At 60.5% G+C, this 20,333-nt stretch carries 18 protein-coding genes; 6 read left to right on the top strand and 12 right to left on the bottom strand.

Annotation, left to right across the window (positions count from 1 at the left end; genetic code table 11):
- Positions 1 to 9: 9 nt before the first annotated feature.
- From EI291_RS06145 to EI291_RS06135, 3 genes are read right to left on the bottom strand one after another with little or no spacing between them, the layout of a single operon-like run.
- Positions 10 to 3,477, bottom strand: coding sequence for a UvrD-helicase domain-containing protein (locus EI291_RS06145; protein WP_125418928.1), 3,468 nt, complete (start codon positions 3,475 to 3,477; stop codon positions 10 to 12).
- A gap of 10 nt (positions 3,478 to 3,487) precedes the next feature.
- On the bottom strand, positions 3,488 to 4,072 hold the full coding sequence (locus EI291_RS06140) for a hypothetical protein (RefSeq protein WP_125418927.1): 585 nt from the start codon (positions 4,070 to 4,072) through the stop codon (positions 3,488 to 3,490).
- A gap of 54 nt (positions 4,073 to 4,126) precedes the next feature.
- Positions 4,127 to 4,546, bottom strand: a complete 420-nt coding sequence (locus EI291_RS06135; protein WP_125418926.1) for an acyl-CoA thioesterase — start codon at positions 4,544 to 4,546, stop codon at positions 4,127 to 4,129.
- 199 nt (positions 4,547 to 4,745) lie between these two features.
- Between EI291_RS06135 and EI291_RS06130 the strand changes: the two genes are divergently transcribed.
- Both EI291_RS06130 and EI291_RS06125 read left to right on the top strand, forming a co-directional pair.
- Positions 4,746 to 4,937: a cold-shock protein gene (locus EI291_RS06130; RefSeq protein WP_110980085.1), complete on the top strand. Its 192-nt coding sequence runs from the start codon at positions 4,746 to 4,748 to the stop codon at positions 4,935 to 4,937.
- 433 nt (positions 4,938 to 5,370) lie between these two features.
- Complete coding sequence (locus EI291_RS06125) at positions 5,371 to 7,308, top strand: DEAD/DEAH box helicase (protein WP_125418925.1); 1,938 nt, start codon at positions 5,371 to 5,373, stop codon at positions 7,306 to 7,308.
- A gap of 163 nt (positions 7,309 to 7,471) precedes the next feature.
- Here the strand turns inward: EI291_RS06125 and EI291_RS06120 are convergent, their stop codons facing one another.
- Both EI291_RS06120 and EI291_RS06115 read right to left on the bottom strand, forming a co-directional pair.
- Positions 7,472 to 7,918: a PA2169 family four-helix-bundle protein gene (locus EI291_RS06120; protein ID WP_125418924.1), complete on the bottom strand. Its 447-nt coding sequence runs from the start codon at positions 7,916 to 7,918 to the stop codon at positions 7,472 to 7,474.
- 246 nt (positions 7,919 to 8,164) lie between these two features.
- Positions 8,165 to 8,662: a hypothetical protein gene (locus EI291_RS06115; RefSeq protein WP_125418923.1), complete on the bottom strand. Its 498-nt coding sequence runs from the start codon at positions 8,660 to 8,662 to the stop codon at positions 8,165 to 8,167.
- Position 8,663: 1 nt separating this feature from the next.
- Here EI291_RS06115 and EI291_RS06110 point away from each other — a divergent pair, with 1 nt between their 5' ends.
- On the top strand, positions 8,664 to 9,806 hold the full coding sequence (locus EI291_RS06110) for a hypothetical protein (protein ID WP_125418922.1): 1,143 nt from the start codon (positions 8,664 to 8,666) through the stop codon (positions 9,804 to 9,806).
- Between the two features lie 55 nt (positions 9,807 to 9,861).
- Here EI291_RS06110 and EI291_RS06105 read toward each other — a convergent pair whose 3' ends face one another.
- Both EI291_RS06105 and EI291_RS06100 read right to left on the bottom strand, forming a co-directional pair.
- Entirely contained in the window at positions 9,862 to 11,121 is a 1,260-nt protein-coding gene (locus EI291_RS06105) for a BaiN/RdsA family NAD(P)/FAD-dependent oxidoreductase (protein WP_240635380.1), read from the bottom strand.
- Positions 11,122 to 11,143: 22 nt separating this feature from the next.
- Positions 11,144 to 11,989 (bottom strand): NAD(P)H-binding protein, encoded by an 846-nt coding sequence (locus EI291_RS06100; protein WP_125418921.1) that lies wholly within the window; start codon positions 11,987 to 11,989, stop codon positions 11,144 to 11,146.
- Positions 11,990 to 12,091: 102 nt separating this feature from the next.
- Here EI291_RS06100 and EI291_RS06095 point away from each other — a divergent pair, with 102 nt between their 5' ends.
- Both EI291_RS06095 and EI291_RS06090 read left to right on the top strand, forming a co-directional pair.
- The gene (locus EI291_RS06095; protein ID WP_125418920.1) at positions 12,092 to 12,481 is read left to right on the top strand and encodes a hypothetical protein; all 390 of its coding nucleotides are present in this window, start codon (positions 12,092 to 12,094) and stop codon (positions 12,479 to 12,481) included.
- A gap of 46 nt (positions 12,482 to 12,527) precedes the next feature.
- Positions 12,528 to 13,409, top strand: a complete 882-nt coding sequence (locus EI291_RS06090; RefSeq protein WP_125418919.1) for an SDR family oxidoreductase — start codon at positions 12,528 to 12,530, stop codon at positions 13,407 to 13,409.
- 217 nt (positions 13,410 to 13,626) lie between these two features.
- On the opposite strand, the gene EI291_RS06085 is transcribed toward EI291_RS06090, so the two are convergent.
- A complete protein-coding gene (locus EI291_RS06085; protein WP_125418918.1) occupies positions 13,627 to 14,475 on the bottom strand; it encodes a LysM peptidoglycan-binding domain-containing protein in 849 nt (282 codons plus the stop codon).
- Positions 14,476 to 14,588: 113 nt separating this feature from the next.
- Entirely contained in the window at positions 14,589 to 14,888 is a 300-nt protein-coding gene (locus EI291_RS06080) for a hypothetical protein (protein ID WP_125418917.1), read from the bottom strand.
- 98 nt (positions 14,889 to 14,986) lie between these two features.
- Between EI291_RS06080 and EI291_RS06075 the strand changes: the two genes are divergently transcribed.
- The gene (locus EI291_RS06075; protein ID WP_125418916.1) at positions 14,987 to 15,745 is read left to right on the top strand and encodes a glycosyltransferase family 2 protein; all 759 of its coding nucleotides are present in this window, start codon (positions 14,987 to 14,989) and stop codon (positions 15,743 to 15,745) included.
- Positions 15,746 to 15,912: 167 nt separating this feature from the next.
- Here EI291_RS06075 and EI291_RS06070 read toward each other — a convergent pair whose 3' ends face one another.
- From EI291_RS06070 to EI291_RS06060, 3 genes are all read right to left on the bottom strand, one after another.
- Positions 15,913 to 17,184, bottom strand: coding sequence for a metal-dependent hydrolase family protein (locus EI291_RS06070; RefSeq protein ID WP_125418915.1), 1,272 nt, complete (start codon positions 17,182 to 17,184; stop codon positions 15,913 to 15,915).
- 44 nt (positions 17,185 to 17,228) lie between these two features.
- A complete protein-coding gene (locus tag EI291_RS06065; protein WP_125418914.1) occupies positions 17,229 to 17,840 on the bottom strand; it encodes a hypothetical protein in 612 nt (203 codons plus the stop codon).
- Positions 17,841 to 17,910: 70 nt separating this feature from the next.
- Positions 17,911 to 20,172 carry a S46 family peptidase gene (locus EI291_RS06060; protein WP_125418913.1) on the bottom strand — a complete coding sequence of 754 codons (2,262 nt, stop codon included), beginning with the start codon at positions 20,170 to 20,172 and terminating at the stop codon, positions 17,911 to 17,913.
- Positions 20,173 to 20,333: the final 161 nt, after the last annotated feature.

Raw genomic sequence — 20,333 nt, 5'->3', positions numbered from 1 at the left:
AGGAAGCATTTACGCCTCCCACTCCTGCACCTGCTGGGTGTCGAAGTAATACAGCACGCAGCACACTTGCTCAAAGCGCAGCTGCCGGAACAGACCCGCGTAGTGCTGCAGGGCCTGGCGGTGGCCAGGGTGGGGTGGGGGCAGCTTGAAGTCGATGAGGGTAACGCGCTGGCCCTGGCCGCCGGGCAGGGTTTCGAACACAATCCGGTCGGGCTTGTAGTCCTGCTTGCGGGTGCCGCCCACCAGAATTTCCCGCTCCGCCTCGGCCGCTACTTCGGGGCTGAAGTAGTGGGCCATGTAGGGGTTGCTCACCACCTTCCGCAGCCGCTCCAGCAGGCCCGCCCGCTCCCGGGTACTGATGAGGCCATCGGCCACCAGCTGCCCGGCCACGCGGTCCACGTCGTCGGCCTGGCGCACGCGGCGCAGGGCGTAGTGCAGGCGGCGGTTCCACTCGTGCTGTTCCTGCTGGTCGTCGAAGTCGAACACCGTGTTAGCGTGCCGTTTCAGGCGCAGGCGCTTTTCCCAGGGCGTGCTGGTGAGGTTGGTTAAGGGCAGTTCGTTGGTGGCTTGCCGCTTGGAGCTTGCCGCTTGTCGCTCTGCCTCAGCCTGTGCCGCCTGCAGTTCCGGGGGGAGCTGACCATGGGCGTCGGCCAATACGTAGGCCATCTGCTCGTCGTGCCACTGGTTGGTGCTCACCAGGTAGCGGTGCAGCAGCTCGGCCACGGTGGCGGCGGGCTTGTCGGTGGGGGTGTCGTCTTTGCTGGCTTTGGCAGGCTTGGGCTGGCGGCTGATGAGGTAGAGGCGGTAGCGGGGGCGGGTGAGGGCCACGTACAGCGTATTCAGGCCTTCCAGGAAGGTTTTTTCTACTTCCTCGGTGTATTGCTCAGCCAGCGGTGTCTGCTGCAAATCCTGCTTCAGGCCCACCACGGCCACGCCGGGCATTTCGGCCACGGGCCGGTCGGCCTCGGCGGGCAGGCGGCCCCAGAGCAGCGTGTTCAGGTGGGGCCGCAACGACCAGTCAGCAAACGGCACAATCACCACCCCGTAGGCCAGGCCCTTGGCCTTGTGCACCGTGGTGATGGTAACGGCGTTGCGGCCGGCCGGGGCGTTGATGCTGAGCGTGCTCTTTTTCTGGTCCCAGTACGCCAGGAAGTTGTTGAGGTTGTTGCCGAAGCGCAGGCTGTACTCCAGCGTCAGGTCCAGAAACCGGAACAGGTATTCTTGCTCTGTCACCCGGTTGAGTAGCCCCAGCAACCCCACCAGCCGCTCGGTCAGCTCGTAGAGGCCCAGGTTGCCGGTTTCGCGCTCCTGCACGTCGTAGCCCAGGGCGCGCAGCTCGTCCCAGAACGGTTGGGCGGTGTCGGCGTTGGCCAGGGCGGCGTGGTGGCGGGCCCGTTCGGGCGAGGGGTTAAGGCCGCGCACCACGCGGTCTACCAGCAGCAGGGCCTCGGCCCGGGCCAGGGTATCGGCCGGCTGGTTGAGCACCCGGAACAGGGCCACCAGCAGGTTTACCACTTCCGCAAACTCCAATGACAGGGAATCGGCCGAAATAATGTCGTAGCCCCGCTCTTTCAGGGATTTGGCCGTGCGCCGGCTGCTATGGCGGGTGCGGCACAGCACGGCCACATCGTGCAGGGCGAAGCCGTCGGCCACGGCTTTTTCCACCAGCTGCAGCGTCAGGTACAGGGTACTTTCGTCGTAGTCCAGCGTCTGGCCCGCTAGGTAGCCGGGCAGGGGTTCGGGCGTGTAGGTGCCCAGAGCGGCATCGTAGCGGCAGGCGGGGGCGTCGTTATCAGTGAACAGCAGCTCAACATGGGCGTTGGTCGGGGCGTTGGCCGGGGCCTGCTGCACAAAATCAGCGTCGTAAATGCCCTGCACCAGCGGCAGCGCGGCGTGGGTGGCGCTGATAAACCGAAACAGGTCGTTGTTGAACTGAATAATGGCTGCGCCCGAGCGGTAGTTGGTGCTCAGGTTGCGGGATTCCAGGGCCCCGTCGATGGTGCGGTAGCGCTCCGTCAGAATCCGGCGCAGCTCCTCGTCGGCCACGTGCTGGTAGAGGTGCTTGGTCTGGCGCTGGTACAGGCGCAGAATCTGTTCCATCTCGCCGCCCCGCCACCGGTAAATCGACTGCTTGGCGTCGCCCACGGCTAGGCTCAGGTTGCCCTGGCCCAGGGCGTTTTCCACCAGCGGCAGCAGGTTGTTCCACTGCAGCACCGAGGTGTCCTGAAACTCGTCAATCAGCAGGTGCTGGTACCGGTCGCCCAGCCGCTCGTACAGAAACGGCACCGGCTCGCGCAGCACAATGCGGGCAATGCGGCGGTTGAACTCGGCAATGAGTACAATGCCCCGGTCACGGCTGATCTGATCTACGGCCTTGCTCAGCTCACTCAGCAAGCTCACCTGAAACACGTAGGGCAGCATGCCCGTGGCCACCAGGTAAGGTGCCAGCAGCCGCTCGCGCTGCTGCTGCAACTGCCGAAACACCTGCTCCAGCACCGGCGCGGCGGCGTCCACGGCCTCCCGCAGCGGGCCCTTCTTCGATTTGGCACTGCTCCAGTCGCCCGATTCCAGCGGCTTCAGGGCCGTGGCCGTGGGAAACTGCCCGCCGGCCGTCGGTAGCTCCAGCCAGCGCCGCCAGTTGCTGAAGTGGCCGTACACGCCGTTGGTGCCGCCGTTCAGGTGCTCGGCTTCCAGCCCATGCTGCTGCAGGGTTTCCAGGGCCAGGGCGGCGGTTTGCTCTACCAGCAGTTCAATTTCCTGCTTGCGCTGCCGCAGTCCTTCGTAGAGGCGGCGGTGGTCCTGCAGGCTCAGCTGCTGCAGCTGCTCCACGGCCTCGTGCACCGGCTCGCTCAGCAGAAACTGCCCAAACTGCACCAGCTCCTCGGGCAGGTTGTTCCAGCTGCGGCCCTCGTCGGCCTTGTTCAGGGCGAAATCGGAAATGGTTTTCGACAGCAGCGCCGAGTTGGGGTCCCGGTTCACCTTGTCCAGCAGCACGGCCACGGCATTCTGCAGCACGGTGGCGCTGTCCAGCTCCACCTCAAACGTAGCCGGCAGCCTCAGCTCCCGCGTGAAAGCCGTGACGATGCGCTGCACAAACGAGTCGATGGTGCTCACCGCAAAATCGGCGTAGTGGTAGAGCGCCAGCCGGAACGTGGCCGTGGCCCGCTGCTGCAGCACCTGCTGCCGCTCCTCGGGCGTTTCCAGGTGGGCCAAAGGGCCTTCTTGGGCCAACTCGTCGGCAATTTCTGTCAGCAGCCGGTCGGTGCCGCCGGCGGGCAAGCGGGCAAACCGCCGTAGTGCCCCCAGAATCCGCTCCTTCATCTCGCCGGCCGCATCGTTGGTGAACGTAATGGCCAGAATGGTTCTAAAGTACGCCGCGTCGTCGGTGGCCAGGGCCAGCTTCAGGTATTCCTTGGTGAGCTGGTAGGTTTTGCCGGAGCCGGCCGAGGAGGAGTAAATGCGGAAGGAGGGGGGCATTGGAGGGAAATTAAAAATCGTTGCGGGCGTCTAGTTGCCGGTTTTTCTCAATTAATCGCCTTTTCTGAGCCCAGCTCATATTTCGTCCGCGGTCTAGGTACCGGTCTTGTTGTCTCGACCAGACATAGGCCATTCGTTGATAGGTTGTTTTGCGTGCTGCAGAGAGGGTGTCCTGCGCAAACTGTCTGCTTCCTCTGTATTTAAGCAGTATAAAACCAACCACCGTGTATGTAGAAGTAAAACAGCCACATTGCCGGTCAAATTTGTCCGTGTCCCGCCGATGCCGGAGCATCAGCAGATACAAATCTACCTCAGGCCGCTCCGACAGCGCCCAAAAGGCATATCCGCGCACGGCCGGCGACTTGTGTTCCAGCAACGCCTGTAATTCTGTGGAACTGCAGTAGCGGCGCAACGAATCGAAGCGAATATACTGGCGGGGAGTATAGCCGATGCGACTGACGGCTTCACATTTCACTACCCCTACATGGGCAATGGTGTCGGTTACGCGCTTGATAAAGGCTTGATGGCGGTCCTGCGCCCACATCCCGCGGCTTAGGAACAACATCACCAGAAGAGTAAACAGTCGATACATCATCGTAATAAAGTATAGTGCTGAGAATAAACGGGGTAGAAATCAGCCGTAATATACCTACACCGGCTCCTGCACCCACCGGGCCATTTCCGGCGGGATGCGCTGGGGGCGCATTGTATCCGGCTGCAGCAGAATCCAGTGAGTTTCCGCCTCGCACAGCAGCTTGCCGTCCCGGGCCCGCTCGATGCGCACGTGGCGGTGCGAGGTCACACCTTCCATACTACTCACCCAGGTAATGCAGCGCAGCTCGTCCCCCAGCAGGGCCGGGTGCAGGTAGCGGATATGATGCTCCCGCACCACCCACACGTACTGCGCCTGAACAGTAGCCGGCGCGGCAGCATGCCAGTGTGCCCCAGCCGTATCCTGCACCCACTGCACGTAGCGCACATTATTAGCATGGTTGAGCTCGTCGATGTCTTCGGGCTGTACTGTAATCAGACGCGCGAAGCGGTAGGGAAGCGGTGTGGGTGTATCCATCGGGGCAAAGTAAACAGAGGACAGCCGGAAGTCCTTGCGCACATTCCGGTGCCGGCTCTTCCATATCTAAAATATCCCCGTATCTTTGGGCAGGTTAAGAAAACGCGGTTCCACCGCCCTGTTGAGTACTTCCGTAAGGAGGGGAAAGCAGAGTTGAGTACTGCTTTCCTTCCTAGAAACATCCATCATCACAAGTACCATGCAGACAGGAACTGTAAAATTCTTCAACGAAACCAAAGGTTTCGGCTTCATCAAAGTTGACGAAACCGGCGAGGACGTATTCGTGCACGTAACTGAGTGCATTGACGAAATCCGCGACAAAGACAAAGTGGAATTTGAAATTGCTCAGGGCCGTAAAGGTCCTAACGCCGTGAAAGTGAAGCTGGCCTAGTCCGGCATCCTTTTCGGATAGCTCAGAAAAGCAGACTCCTCTCGGGGTCTGCTTTTTTTATGTTCTGTATAGCAAGGCGTTGGGTAGAAAGTACGGTGCGCCATATCGGCACCGGGCTATATTTTATGACCGGGTTGGAATTATTTCCGGAATGATTGGCTTGTAAGCCCATCGGTACAAGAGAAGATAGAGCCGGGCTGCGGACAAGTCGTAGCTAAATTCGCGCTTCTTCGAAAAAATACATACCTTTGCACCCGCATTTGAGAACGGCCACGTTCCGCGCAGCTTGTGAGCTGCCTTTAAAAGAAACTTGTTGGGCCGGCTTTGTCTTCCGTCCGTTGCTTCCGTCACTTGTCGTTGTGTTGAGTGGGAGAGAAGAGCGTCGCTGAATCCGCTGTTTTCAGAGCTATTCACTCCACTCCATTCAACTGACATGGAAAACGAAACTGTAAAGACCAAATTCAGCGAGCTGACCCTCTCTGAAGAAATGCAGCGCGCCATTACGGAAGTTGGCTACGAAGAGGCCTCGCCGATTCAGGCCAACGCCATTCCCGTCCTGCTGCAGGGCCGCGACGTAATCGGCCAGGCCCAGACGGGTACCGGCAAAACCGCCGCCTTCTCCATCCCCGCCATTGAGCGTATCGACACCGACTCCCGCGAGGTGCAGGCCATTGTGCTGTGCCCCACCCGCGAGCTGGCCGTGCAGGTTTCCGGCGAAATCCAGAAACTGGGCAAATACAAGCGTGGTCTGGCCGTAGTGCCCATCTACGGTGGCTCCTCGTACGACCGGCAGTTCCGCGCCCTGGAGCGCGGCGTGCAGATTGTAATCGGTACCCCCGGCCGCGTAATGGACCACATTGAGCGTGGCACCCTGAAGCTGGACGCCTGCAAAATGATCATCCTGGATGAGGCCGACGAAATGCTCGACATGGGCTTCCGCGACGACATCGAGACGGTGCTCAAGAAAATGCCCGAAGACCGCCAGACGGTATTCTTCTCGGCTACCATGAGCAAGCCGATCATGGAGATGACCAAGCGCTACCAGAAGGATCCGCAGATCGTGAAGGTGAACCATCAGGAAATGACGGTTACCAACATCGAGCAGAGCTACTTCGAGGTGCGTGGCCCCCAGAAAAAGGACGTGCTGACCCGCCTCATCGACATGTACAACATCAAGTCGGGCATCGTCTTCGCTAACACGAAGCGCATGGTCGACGAGATTGTGGGCGACCTGCAGGCTAAAGGCTACTTCGCCGAAGGTCTGCACGGCGACATGGGCCAGCAGCAGCGCCAGAACACGCTGGATAAATTCCGCAAAGGCACCCTCGAAATTCTGGTAGCTACCGACGTAGCCGCCCGCGGTATCGACGTGGACAACGTGGAAGTGGTAGTAAACTACGACCTGCCCGCCGACGAGGAATACTACGTGCACCGCATTGGCCGTACCGGCCGCGCCGGCAAGCAGGGCAAAGCCTTCACCTTCGTGAGCGGCCGCGACATCTACAAGCTGCGCGACATCATGCGCTTCACCAAAGCTACCATCAAGCAGGAGCGTGTGCCTTCGTTTGAGGATGTGTCGGAGGTGAAAACCACGCTGATGCTGGGTTCCATTAAGGAAGTAATTGAGAAGGGCAACCTCGACAAGTACATTGCCCGCGTGCAGCGCCTCATTGATCAGGATCAGGAAGATGGCGTTACGTCGCTGGACGTGGCCGCTGCCCTGCTCAAGATGACGATGAAGGAAGACAAGCGCGCCCAGGAAAGCCTCGACGCCAGCCGCACCCAGGGTGCTGCCCGCCCCGGCTTCACGCGCCTGTTCGTGACTATGGGCAAGAAGGACCGTCTGCACCCCCGCGACATTGTGGACCTGATTGCCGAAAACACCAGCCTCACGGCCGGTAAAGTAGGTGATATTGCCCTCTACGACAAGTTCAGCTTCGTGGAAGTACCGAACGAGTTTGTGGAAGAAGTAGTAAGCCAGCTGGGCCGCAGCACCATTCAGGGCCGGCCGGTAGCCTTCAACATTGCTACGCCCCGCCAGGAAGGTGATGCGCAGCAGGAAGGTGGCAACCGCGGCGGTTTCGGCGGTGAGCGTCCGCGCCGCACCGGCGGCTTCGGCGGTGAGCGTCGGGAAGGCGGCTTCGGTGGTAACCGGGGTGGCGGCAGCTACGGCGGCAACCGGGGTGGCTTCGGTGGCGACCGGCGCGAAGGTGGCAGCTACGGCGGCAACCGCGGCGGTGGCTCCTACGGTGGCAACCGCGGCGGCAGCTACGGCGGCGACCGTCGGGAAGGTGGCTTTGGTGGCAACCGGGGTGGCGGCAGCTACGGCGGTGGCTACAAAGGCAAGCGCGACGGCGGCTTCGACGAATAGAACCACTGATTCCACGAGTTTTTCGCGGATTCCACGGATTTTGTAGACGATTCTGTTCAGAATTCTGATTACACCAAAGCCGTAAAAAAAAGGGGGCTTGCCAGATGGCAAGCCCCCTTTTTTTTACGGCTTTGGTGTACAAACTCCGTGGAGTCAACGGTCTTTACTTGGCGGCGTCGCGCAGGTTGCGGATTTCGTCATGGCCCTGCTTGATGCCGGCAGCCTGCTTCTCAATGAGAGCTTTGAGCTCGGCGGGTACACCTTCAATCTTCGTGGCTTTCTCGTAAGCGGCTTTGGCGTAGTCTTCGCCCCGCTCGCACTCAGCCAGAATGCTGTGACGGTCTTTGCTGGTTACCAGACCCTTGAGGTTGATAAACGCACGGTGAATGGTGCCCGTGATGGACGACTCTTCGTCCGGCTTCAGGTTCAGTTTGAACATCTGATCTTCCAGCTCAGTAATGTACTCGGAACGCTGGGCCGCGTATTTCTTGAACGTCTCTTTCAGGTCGGCATCTTCCACGTCGGTCATTGCCTCCGCATAGCCTTTCTGGCCGTCTTTCAGCGTTTCAATCAGTTCGTTCAGGCCGGCTTGCATTACTTTAGCTTCCATGAGGAGAGGGTTATTTGGGTGTTGGTGGAAAAGAGGATATGAGATGCTGTACTGATAAACACAGCGCAGGGTTATGCCTGAGGATGCAAACCATTCTCCGATGGAGCCATTTTGCGAGGAAACCTTATCCTCCTGAGCGTAAGCTCAGCAGTAGGATAATGCAGTTGCGTAAGCATGGGTATAAGTCATTAAATGGTTAATATATAAGTATATATATGTATTGTGTAATGGTAGAATAACAAGAATTTACACGTCGTATTTTAGAACAGGCAAGGCTTGGAAGCGTATGAACGGGGGAAGCATATCGTATTCTGTTCTTTCACCTTTCATCCCACCCTGTATGGAAAATGAACAAATGAAGCAGGCCCAGCCCACCAACCCAACCACCAACGCGTCGGGTATGGGCAGCAGCGTGAATGCCAACTCTTCAACTACCTCAACGAAGCCTGGCTCCGCCACTTCCAACTCCTCGGCAACAACTCCTGTTGGCGGCACGTCCGGTGTTTCCAGCCAGTCGCTGGCATCATCGGAAATGAGCGCCGGCCGGGGTGGTCTGGGCAGCAGCCAACAGGAAAACAAGGAAGCGAAACCCAGTGCCTTGAAGCCTGAGACGAAGAAATCTTCCTCTGCCACTAAATCCTCCTCGGCAAGTAAGCCTGCCAGCAGCGCCACGGCTAAACGAGCAACCGCATCTACTTCTTCAACTTCCTCTAGTTCTTCCCCCACCCAAAAAACGAAAAGCAAGATGAATCAGTCAGAAAATCAGCAGCAAAGCCAGCATTCAACCACTAATTCAACTAACTACGGCAGCTCCACGGACAGCGGTCAGCACGACCGGAATGAGATGAGCAACGGCGGCTCAATGGGCCGGCAGGAGTATTCCGGTTACGGTAATGCCGGTGGTATGCATTCCGGTAGCATGGGCCAGGGCGGCTACGGCAACCAGTACCGCGACAATGACCACAACTACGGTAGCAACCAGGGCAACTACAATAGCTACAACAGTCGCAACGATTATTCGTCGTCGCAGGACAGCTACGGCCGCTCGGGCCAGGACGACTGGAATAACTCGAACCGTAACAGCTACGGCAGCAACTATGGCAGCCACGAAAATGATAACCGGGGCGGCTGGATGAACTCGGGTAACCGCCAGGGCAACACCCAGAACCGCTACGGCAACCAGGACGACCAACGCGGCTATAACAGCAACTCGCGCAGCAACCAGTGGAGCCAGGATGAGCAGCGGTGGAGCGGCAGCAATAACATGCGCAACGATTCGCGCAGAGACAACGGCGACATGGGCTACGGCCGCTCTGATTACGAATCCCGCTCGGGCCAGGGCTACCCGGACAATGCAAACCGCATGAATTCGCGCCAGAACGACAGCTACGGCTCATCCGACTACGGCCGCAACAGCAACCAGGGCCGCTACGACCAGAACAACCGCTCGTCGTGGTCGGGCAGCAACCATCGGCAGGACGAGTACCGTTCCGGTCAGCAGAACCGCTATAATCAGGACAGCTATAACCAGGACCGGTACAACCGCATGGGCGGTGGCCGCAACGACTACGACCAGAGCAACTACGGCCAGAACAGCTATGGTCAAGGCAACTTCGGGGACAATCAGGGGAGCCGCGGCAGCTACGGCCAGAACCAGAACCGGGATAACGCGCGCGGTAATTCATATAACGACGACTATTCGTCGTCGGGAAATAACTCCATGCGCGGCAGCTACGGCAGCGGCCAAGACTGGGACCGGGATAATAACCGCAACCAGAGCCGCAACTATGGCCAGAATCAGTCCAACCGGTACCGTGACCAGGACGACCAGGAGTACGGCCGTGCATCGGGGCGCAACAGCCGCCGCGACGATGATGACCGGTATTAAACTGCCGACAGCGTGACCAGTAAGAAACCGGGCTTCCTGCACAGGAAGCCCGGTTTTATTTTGCCGTAACTGGTACGGCTCCCGCCATGGCACGGCCGGCGAGGTAGCCGGTGGTCCAGGCTGCCTGGAAGTTAAAGCCGCCGGTGATGCCGTCGACATCCAGCACCTCACCCGCGAAATGCAGCCCCGGCACCAGCCGGCTTTCCAGGGTGCGCATGTTCACTTCCGAAAGGGTGATACCCCCGCAGGTCACAAACTCATCCTTGTAGGTGGTTTTGCCCTGTACGGGCAGGGAAGTGCGCAGCAGGGCTTCAATCAGACGGTTTTGCAACTTGAGCGGCAAATCCAGCCAGCGCAGGTCGGGGGCAATGCCGGCCTGCTCGGCCAGGGTGCGCCACAGCCGTTGCGGCAACCCGAACAGCGGGTTGCCCGCAACTTGTTTTTTGCCGTGCAGCTCCCGGTAATTGAGCAGATGTTGCCGCAGCGTGTCCTCGGTAAACTCCGGAATCCAGTTGATGAGGGCTGTGCTCTGGTATTGCAGCTCGTGCAGGCGGCGGGCCCCCCAGGCCGAGAGCTTGAGCACGGCCGGTCCGCTGATGCCCCAGTGCGTGACCAGCACCGGGCCCTCGTATTCCAGCTTTTCGCCGGCTACCCGCACGCGGGCGTGGGGCACGCTTACGCCCGGCAGCTCACGCAGCGGGGAGTTGGGCACGTTGAAGGTGAACAGGCTGGGAACCGGCTCCTGCACCGTGTGCCCCAACTGCCGCAGCCACGCGTACTGCTCCGATTTAGGGGCTCCGCCAGTGGCAATCAGGATTCGGGCGGCGGGCAGGGTTTGGGCGTGCGTTCCGGTGAGGGTAAGCTGAAAACCGCCCCCCGGTAGTGGCTGAATCTGCTCGGCGGTGGTGTGGGTCAGGATTTCGACCCCGGCCCGGCGGGCGGCCTCCAGCAGGCATTGAGCAATGGTTTCGGAGGAATCGGTGGTGGGAAACATGCGGCCGTCGGGCTCGGTTTTGAGCCGCACGCCCCGGCTGGCAAACCAGCGCACCGTGTCCAGCGTCCCAAACTGTTTGAATGGCTCCTTCAGCTGCCTGGCCCCGCGGGGGTAGTGCTGCACCAGTTGCGCGGCCGTATCGGCGGCGTGGGTTACGTTGCAGCGCCCCCCACCCGAAATCCGCACTTTGCTCAGCAGCTTGCCGGTTTTTTCCACCAGCAGTACCCGCAGGGCCGGGTTAGCCTCGGCGCAGGCAATAGCCCCAAAAAAACCGGCGGCCCCGCCGCCCAGCACTACTACCGTATTCTGCTCCGTATTCACTCCGGCAAAGATACGGTTCCCGCTAGCAGAACGCCAGGGCCGCTACCACATCATCGTGCCGGAACTGGTAGCCGGTCATTTCCCGAATCAGGGATGAATCAATTTGCTTGCCGCTGGTGGTTTCTTCCTGAAAAGTGGGCGGCTGCAGGCCCAGGCGGGTAGCGGCTTCCGTGTAGAAGGTGCGCCGGGAAGGGTGGGAGGCGGCGCTGGCATTGAAGGTATGGCCCCACAGCTGCCGCTCCAGGATGCTCTGGAGCAGCCCGATACAATCCCGCAGATGAATCATATTCACGGGGGCCTCGCCGTGCGCTACCCCGGCACGGCCCGCCAGAAACCGGCCCGGAGAGCGGCCCGGCCCCATCAGGCCGGCCAGCCGCACTACCGTGTGCCGGTCCGATTGTACCAGGGCCTCTGCCCGCAGCAACGGCTGCAGGGCCAGGTCATCGGCTACGGCATCCGGCTCCCGCATCAGCCGTGGCTCATCGGGGTACACGCCGGTGGAGCTGACCAGCAGAATGTGCTGTACGCCGGCCGCTTCGGCGGCCTCCGTCACCTGGCTCAGCAGGGTTGGATAGGCCTCGGGGCTGCCGGCGGCCCGGCTGGGGGGTACGTTGAGCACCAGCACCTCCACCCCGCGCAGCAGAGCCCGGAGCGTATCGGCATCGGTGGGGGAAAGCGTGGGGGAGAGCCGCAGCAGATACGGCCGGATGCCGGCGTCGCGCAGGGTGAGCAGTTGGCCGGGCGTGGTGGTAGAGCCGTGCACGGAGTAGCCCGCCGCCACCAGGGCGCGGGCCAGGGGCAGACCCAGCCAGCCGCAGCCCAATACGGCTACGGTGGGCAGGGCGACGGATGGCGTGGAGTCGGTCATGCGGGGTAAAGGTGGCAAAAAATCTTTCCCGGGCAAGACGAGTCCGCCCGGAATCCGGAAACTGTTACCTTGCACCCAAACCAGTATGCAAGCATACTATTTATGACCTCGCCGACCCGTCTGCACCCTGAGTTTCCAACCGACTTTGAAGCCCGCGTGCGAATCCTGCGGGCCGATGAGGGCGGACGGCAGCAACCACCGTACAATGGTATCCGCTGGGATTTTAGCTACGCTACGGCTAAGCCCAGGCAGTTTCATATGATGCTGTACCCCGATTTCTTCGACCCCATGACCGGCGACTCGTGGCGGGAACTGCCGGTGCCGGTGGATGAGTGGCTGCATGTGCGGGTGAGCGTAATGTTGGAACATATGCGCGCCTTCCACCAGACCCAGATTCGGGCTGGTACCAGCTTCTACTACTGTGAAGGCAGCCGAATAGTGGCCGAGGGTACCGTTACCCGCATAATCGGTTTATTTGAACCCCGGCCGTAGTTAACAGCCCTGAATTCTGATTTCCCACTTCAACCTTTCTCACCTTATGTCTTTCGCGCACCCTTACGCCCAGCCCATGCTCCGCGACAACGCCCTGCAGGGTAAAACCATTGTGGTAACTGGCGGCGGCACCGGCCTTGGCCGGGCCATGACTACGTATTTCCTGCAGTTGGGAGCCAACGTGGTTATCAGCTCCCGCAAGCTGGAAGTGCTGGAAAAAACGGCCGCCGAACTGCGCGAGCAAACCGGCAACGCCAACGTGCTGGCCGTGCAGTGCGACGTACGCAAATACGATGAGGTAGAGAAGCTGCTGCAGCAAACCATTGACACCTACGGGGCCGTGGATGTGCTGCTCAACAACGCCGCCGGCAACTTCATCAGTCCCACGGAGCGCCTGAGCCACAAGGCCTTTGATGTGATTGTGGACATCGTGCTGAAGGGCTCCTACAACTGCACCCTAGCCTTCGGGAAGCGGTGGATTGCCGACAAGCGCCCCGGTACAATCCTGAGCATCGTGACGACGTACGCCTCGGTGGGCTCGGCATTTGTGGTGCCCTCGGCGGCGGCCAAAGCCGGCGTGCTGGCCATGACCCGCTCCCTGGCCGTGGAATGGGCCAAGTACGGTATCCGCGCCAATGCCATTGCTCCCGGCCCGTTCCCCACGGAGGGTGCTTGGAGCCGCCTGTTCCCCGAGCCCCTGGCCTCCAAGCTGGACCCCGCCGCCAACGTGCCGCTGAAGCGCGTAGGCAACCACCAGGAGTTGGCTAACCTCGCCGCCTACATGGTATCCGACTTCTCGGCTTACATGAACGGGGAGGTAGTTACCCTGGACGGGGGCGAGTGGCTGAACGGAGCCGGCGAGTTCAACAAGCTGGAACTGCTCACCCCGGAAATGTGGGATCAGATTGAGAAAACCATGCGCCGCTAGCCCACGGACTTCACTCATTTTGTGGATGACTCTGGGTCGAGGCGTAGCGTATGCCGTGCGCTAATTGGCCTAGGGTACAGCCTGCAACAAACCAGTTGAGGTATAAAACAGCAAGAGGCTTGCCGAGCGGCAAGCCTCTTGCTGTTTTATCTGGTAGGCGAAGCCGTCAACCGACGCATGGCACAAGCCAAAATCGTCCACAAAATCCGTGGAGGGATTAGAGTTTATAGCCTTTAAAGTCCTTAGTGAACTCCTGGGCGGGAATGGGCTGGTTGGCGACGATGTCGGAAAACTCGAACTTTTCGAACAGGCCCTTGTCGTCGTTTACCTGTACTACCAGCGGCAGAAACAGTTTCTGATCCACGCACATGATGGTGCGGCGGCCGTAGCCATTGGGCACCTGCACCGTCTTGCCAGCCGGCACCACGTCGCCCGGCGACAGGTTATTGCGCTCCAGGATGCGGTATTCTCCGCACCCGAACTTATCGGAAATGGTGGTTACGCTCTCGTTTTTGGTGGGCTTGTAGCTCACGTAGCGGAACTGCGGAAAATCGGAGCGGAGGATGTAGGCGGGACGGCCCTGCACTGTGGTGTCGCCGGCGTAGCGGAAGGTTTTCTCGAAGCTCCGGTCGAGGCGCTGGCTGGAGCCGTGCAGCATTTCGGCAATGGTGCCGTAGCCGGCGTCCAGGGTGCTGTGGTGCTGGTTTTTGCGCATCACCGAGCCGTTGGGGTCGAGGCTGAGCGTGACGTAGGGGAAGCTGTTCGGGTACACCCAGGCGTCGCCGTTGTTTTGGCCCGTCACGTACAGGATTTCGATGCCCTTCTGGTTGCGCATGTACACCTTGTACGGCCCGAAGCTGATTTTCATGAGGGTACGAGCTTGCTGAATTCCGCCCGGAATCCGCTCCTGGGCGCGTACCGTGCAGCGTAGGGTTTTCAAACCCTGAATAGAAGTGCTCAGCCGGGAAACAAGTTGTTCGGTGGTCAGTTTGGGCTCGGGAGAAATGGCCGCCGCAGTAGTGAGGCCCAGAGTAGCCGCAGCCAGCAGCCGGTAATAACGAATCATGTAATGCGTAAGGAAGAGGTTATGCCGGGGAAGATACAGGAAAGCGCCGGACCTGCAGCGCTGCAAAGCCCCGGCAGATGACAGGCAAGCAGCAAAGCCAGTATCGTGCCTGATTAGTTCAGGCTGATGGCGGGGAAGCGGCTGGCTTTGCTGTCGAAGATGAACAATTCATCTACCTCAATACCCTGCAGAAACCGGAACAGCGGAAACTGCTCTACAATTGCCTGGATGGCCTCGGCGCTCTGCCCGTTCATGGTAACCCAGCCGCGCGTGCGGTCGGCACTAATGGCGTAAGCCTCAATGATATCATCTTCGATGAGGCGGTTAATGAAGGCCCGATGACGCGAAATGAGGGCTATAAAGGCATCATCGAAATCATCGGGCAGGCGCAGAGTTACTACAAATTTGGCCATAAGGAAAAGCGGCTTTCCTGCCATAACGGACGCAGCCCCCGCAGGGTTGACACCCACTCAACCGTAACTTTTTCGGGGCAGGTACAGAATAGAAAGGCATGCACTTTACTGTTATTACCCCGACTCACAACCGCCGCGACTATCTGCCCGAGGCCATAGCCAGCGTACGGGCCAGCGTATCGGCCCCGCTGGACTTTTCCTTTGAGCACCTGATTTGTGAAAATGCCAGCACCGACGGCACGGCCCAGTGGCTGCGCGAAGCCGCCCCGGAAGCCGGCCCCACGTTGCGCGTCCGTACCCAGCCTGTTTTACTGAAAGCCGGACCGGCGCGCAACCTGCTCATCCGGGAAGATGCGCCCGCCGATACCTGGATTGTACCCCTCGACGACGACGACCTGCTGTTGCAGCGCACCCTGTTCCACTACGCCGACCAGATCCAGCGCCACCCCGGCCGGCCCTGGCTGGTAGCCGATTTCCTGCGCGTAGACCAAGACCGGCGCTACCTGCCCAACGAGGATTACTACGCCTGGCAGTTCGATTCGCCCCGGACCATGCTGCAGGCCATTTTCCGGGCCGAGCACTTCATTCAGGGCAACGTGTGCTACAGCCGGGAGTTGTTTGATGCGGTGGGGGGCTATGATGAACACATCAAAATGGCGGAAGACCTGGACCTGTACGTGCGGTTTCTGCTGGCCGGGCACCTGCCCGTCATCTGCCCCCACATCAGCCACCTGCACCGCTTCCACACCAGCAACGTGAGCATCGGCGTGGATGCCGACCACCACGCCCAGGACCTACGCGTTATCTACGACAACTACGCCGAACAGCTGCAGCAGCTGGGGATTGAGCGGCCGTAGAAACTACTCGTCATTGTGAGCCGGAAGCGAAGCAAACCGTCCTCCCAAAGTATACTTGTACTAATAAAGCCCCTGCGTGTGCACGTCAGGGGCTTTATTATGAGGATGAGTTGAGGCGGGGGGAAGGACGGATTGCTTCGTCGTGCCTCCTCGCAATGACGGTTCTGTTACTCTTTCACAACCACCCCGCCTTTCACCACCAGCTGTATCTGGCGCAGCGTTTTGATGTCCTGAGTGGGGTCGCCGGGCACGGCTATGAGGTCGGCGAGGAGGCCGGGCTGGAGGCGGCCCCGGTCGGGGAGTTGGAAGAGGCGGGCGTTGGTGGCGGTGAGGCCGCGCAGTACCTGCAATGGGCTGAGGCCGTAATTCTGCACCAGATGCTCGGCTTCGCGCAGGTTGTCGCCGTGCTGGAAAACGCCCACGTCGCCGCCTACGGCCAGCTCCACGCCGCTTTGCAGGGCCAGGCGCATGCTTTCCCGCTTCTGGCGGATGCGCTCAGGCTCGGGCACTTGGCCGGGCTGCCAGCCCCGGTAGCGGGAAATGGCGTCGCCGGCGGCTACGGTGGGGCAGAGGGCCACACCGCGCTGCTTCATCAGTTTGAATACATCCAGCGTGCCCCCGTCGCCGTGTTCGATGGTTTGCACGCCGGCCAGGGTGGCGCGGCGCATGCCCTCGGGCGTGCTGGCGTGGGCCACCACCGGGCGGCCGGCGCTGCGGGCGGTTTGCACAATCAGGTTCAGCTCCTCCTGGGTGAAGGTAGGGCGGCTGGGCTCGTTGGGGCCCCAGCGGTAGTCGGCGTACACCTTGATAATATCGGCGCCCTTGCCAATCTGCTCCCGCACGGCCCGGATGATGCCGTCGGTACCATCGGCCTCCTGGGCTCCCTGGGGCACATCTACGTCCACGGAAAGCTTGGGACCGTAGCTGCCGGTGGCCACCAACGCCCGGGTGGCTACCAGCAAGCGCGGGCCCGGAATCAGGCCCTGGTCGATGGCTTGTTTCAGGCCCACATCGGCGTAGCCCGCGCCTTCCGTGCCCAGGTCGCGGGCGGTGGTGAAGCCGGCTTCCAGCGTTTGGCGGGCGTGCACCGTGGCCCGGGCCACCCGCAACGCTTCCGATTCCAGCAGCACCTGGTCGTTCCAGGGCGTTTCATTGTATGGGTGCAGCAGCAGGTGGCTGTGGCCCTCGATGAGGCCCGGCAGCAGCGTGAGGCCCGGCAACTCCAGTGTGCGGGCACCGGTCGGGGCCTGGAGCTGGGCGGCGGGACCCACGGCCTTAATCCTGTTGCCCTCCGTGAGCACCGCCCAGCCTAGGTGCAGTGTTTCACCATCGAACACGGCGGCGGGGCGCAGGAGCAGGGCGGGAGGAGAAGTCTGAGCGGAAGCTGCCCCGGTAATGCTGAAAAGCAGAGCGGTTGCAAAAGGCCACAAAAGACGCATAGCGGGCGAGGGGAAAGGAGTGCCGCACAAGGTAGCGCAGCCTTTCAGAATTGCCACCATGCTTTCGGCTCCGGCTCTACGGGCAACCCCAGCACCTGCCGCAGCACGCGGGCTATTTTTCGGGCAGTATCCATTGTTTCAACCTCCGCCAAGTATAAGCGAGTGTTGTTGGTCAGTAGTAAATACACTTCGCCGTACTCCATCTCCTCAGACCTGCCGATTAGGTTAGCTCTTATCTCGCGCACCTCCTGGAAGGCTACCACAGCAGTTTCACTTACCCGTTGCCGGAAGTATGGATGCAGATGCTCCACCGTAATCTGCTGATTGAGCATGCTGACTATAACATCGTTCTGCAACCGTACAGCCTCTAAAGAGGGAGGGTTGTTGCGCGTCCAGTACATATGCCAAGCGGACCCCAACCCAAAAAGTGCCGTTATTACCCCAAACGCATACGCTCCACTGATGAAAGCACCAATGCTAAAAATTCCTGTTATTCCCAGCCAAACCAGGATAGCGTGCCACGTATTTTCCGGGCTGTAAGCCGGTGCCTGAATTCGAATAGTGGTTTCGGAATAGCTGAATTTGAGTTTGCTGGATTGCTCTCGCAAACCACGGCTGATTATCTGTAAATCGGGAAATAGCGGTGTCAAATCCATATAAAGCACAAACGCCCGCCGGAAGATACATTTCCGGCGGGCGTTTCCCTATAACTCCAAGCTGCGTTGATTACGCTTTTTCCTTTGCGGGCTTGCGCTTCACTTTGATTTTTTCCAGTTTCTTGCCATTGGTATTTGGCGTGGCATCATTGGAGCTGCCCACCAGGGTCATTTCCTTCACCAGGTGGCTGGCTCCGGCGAATTTATCCACTACGAACAGCATGTAGCGCACGTCCAGGGTGATGTTGCGCACCCGGTCGGGGTCGAACATGATGTCGGACATGGTGCCTTCCCAGTTCCGGTCGAAGTTGGTGCCGATGAGCTCCCCGCGGCCGTTGATAACGGGCGAGCCGCTGTTGCCGCCTGTCGTGTGGTTGGTGGCAATGAATGCCACCGGTACCGTGCCTTTGTAGGCGTAGGGGCCGAAGTCCTTGTTGCGGTACAGCTCGGCGAGGCGGGCGGGCACTTCAAACTCGGGGTTGGTGGGGTCGGCCTTCTCTATGATGCCGTCGAGGGTGGTGTAGAAGTCGTACTTCGTGCCGTCGGCGGGCTGGTAGCCGGCTACCTGGCCGTAGGCGAGGCGCAGGGTGGAGTTAGCATCGGGGTAGAACTTGCGCTCGGGCTGCTGCAGGCGCAGGCCGGCCACGTAGGTGCGCTGGAGCAGGGCAATCTGGTCGGTGGCGGCGGTGTAAGTGGGCAGAATAGCCGTGCGATAGTTGCCGATGATGGCCGAGGCCAACTGGGCGGCGGGGTCCTGGCGCAGCGCATCGGCCTTGCCCTGAGCCACCTCGTCCAGCACCGCCAGCGCCGACTCCTGCGACGTGAGGCGCGACTTGCTGAACAGCTGGGCGGCGTAGGCGTTCCAGCCGCCCTGGGCGGTGTACTGCTTCTGCAGGTTGCTCACGTAAGCGGGCAGCAGGCGGGCCGGGGTGCCGGCAGCGTACAGGGGCAGCAGCTGGGCGGCTACCTTCTGGTCGGTGGGGGCGTTGTAGTTGCGGAAGAAGCCCGGGGTGCCTTTCTTGGCTTTGTCCACGGCGGCGGCCAGCTCGGCGGCGGGGGCCTTCTTATCCACCAGCTCCAACAAGGGCAGCAGGCTGTTGGCGTAGGTCACCAGCTCCACACCTAAGGCGGCCTCGGTCACGTAGTCGCGGGCCAGGGTGTAGTCGCGGGCGGTGGCGTAGTTGCGCTGCAAATCGGGCAGCAGGGTGGCGAAGGTGGCCCGACGGGCTTCGTCGCCGCTTTCGGCCCACTGCTGAAACAGCACTTCCTGCTGCTGCTTCACGCGCACGGCATCCAGTTTTTTCAGCCCGCGTACCTCGCCAATCCACTTTTTCCAGTAGTTGGCAATGCTGGCGTATTTGGCCGCGTACTGAATCCGCACTTTGTCGGAAGCCTTCATATCGGCGTCCAGCACCTTCAACTTGGCTTCCCGAACACGGATTTTGGCCGGATCGGAAAGGGCGTAGGTTTCTTCCACGCCCCAGCTGGTGAGGTACTCGTTGGTGCGGCCGGGAAAGCCGAACACCATCGTAAAGTCGCCGGGTTGCACGCCGCCCAGGGAAATGGGCAGGTGGTGGCGGGGCTTGAAGGGCTTGTTATCGGGGGAGTAGGGGGCGGGCTTGTTGTCGGGGCCGGCGTAGATGCGGAAGATGCTGAAGTCGCCGGTGTGGCGGGGCCAGGCCCAGTTGTCGGTGTCGCCACCGAATTTGCCGATGCTGCTCGGGGGCGCGCCCACCAGGCGGATGTCCTGGAATACTTCGGTTACGAACAGGTAGTATTCGTTGCCGTTGAACATGGGCCGCACGAAAGACTGGTAGCCTGTTCCCTGCACCGAAGCCTGAGCCACGCGCTGTGAGTTGGTTTGCACCATTTTCTCCCGGTCGGCTTCGGCAATGCCTTTGGTTGGCACGCCGGCCAGCACCTGGCTGGTCACGTCCTCCATGCGCACGATGAAGGTGGCCGTGAGGCCGGGGTTGGGCAGCTCCTGGCTGCGGTCCATGGCCCAGTAGCCTTTCGTCAGGTAGTCCTTCTCCACGGAAGAATGACTCTGAATCTGACCGTAGCCGCAGTGGTGGTTGGTGAGCAGCAGGCCCTGGTCGGAGATAATCTCGCCGGTGCAGCCGCCGCCAAACTGCACGATGGCGTCTTTGAGGCTGCCCTGGTTGATGGAGTAAATCTGCTCAGCGGTAAGCTGAAGGCCTTTTTTCTGCATGTCGGCCTCGTTGAGCTGCTTCAGCAGCAGCGGCAGCCACATGCCCTCGTCGGCGCGGGCCGCGGGCAGGGCCGAAAGCAGCGTGAAAGCCAGCAGCGCCAGCCGGGTACGAATTGTCATTCTGTAAATGAAAGGGGGTGGAGGTGGTCTGAAAGACGTAAAAGTACGGCTTCGGCTGCTTGCCAACCCGATTTCTCGCAGTGTTTCGCGGGGGAAGGCGCAGTGTCTTGTAGGGCCGTTCAACGCAAAACGCCCGACCAAAACCGGTCGGGCGTTCCAAA

The organism is Hymenobacter rigui, assembly GCF_003944715.1.
Lineage (GTDB): Bacteria > Bacteroidota > Bacteroidia > Cytophagales > Hymenobacteraceae > Hymenobacter > Hymenobacter rigui.
This window is presented reverse-complemented; position numbering and strand designations above follow the sequence as displayed.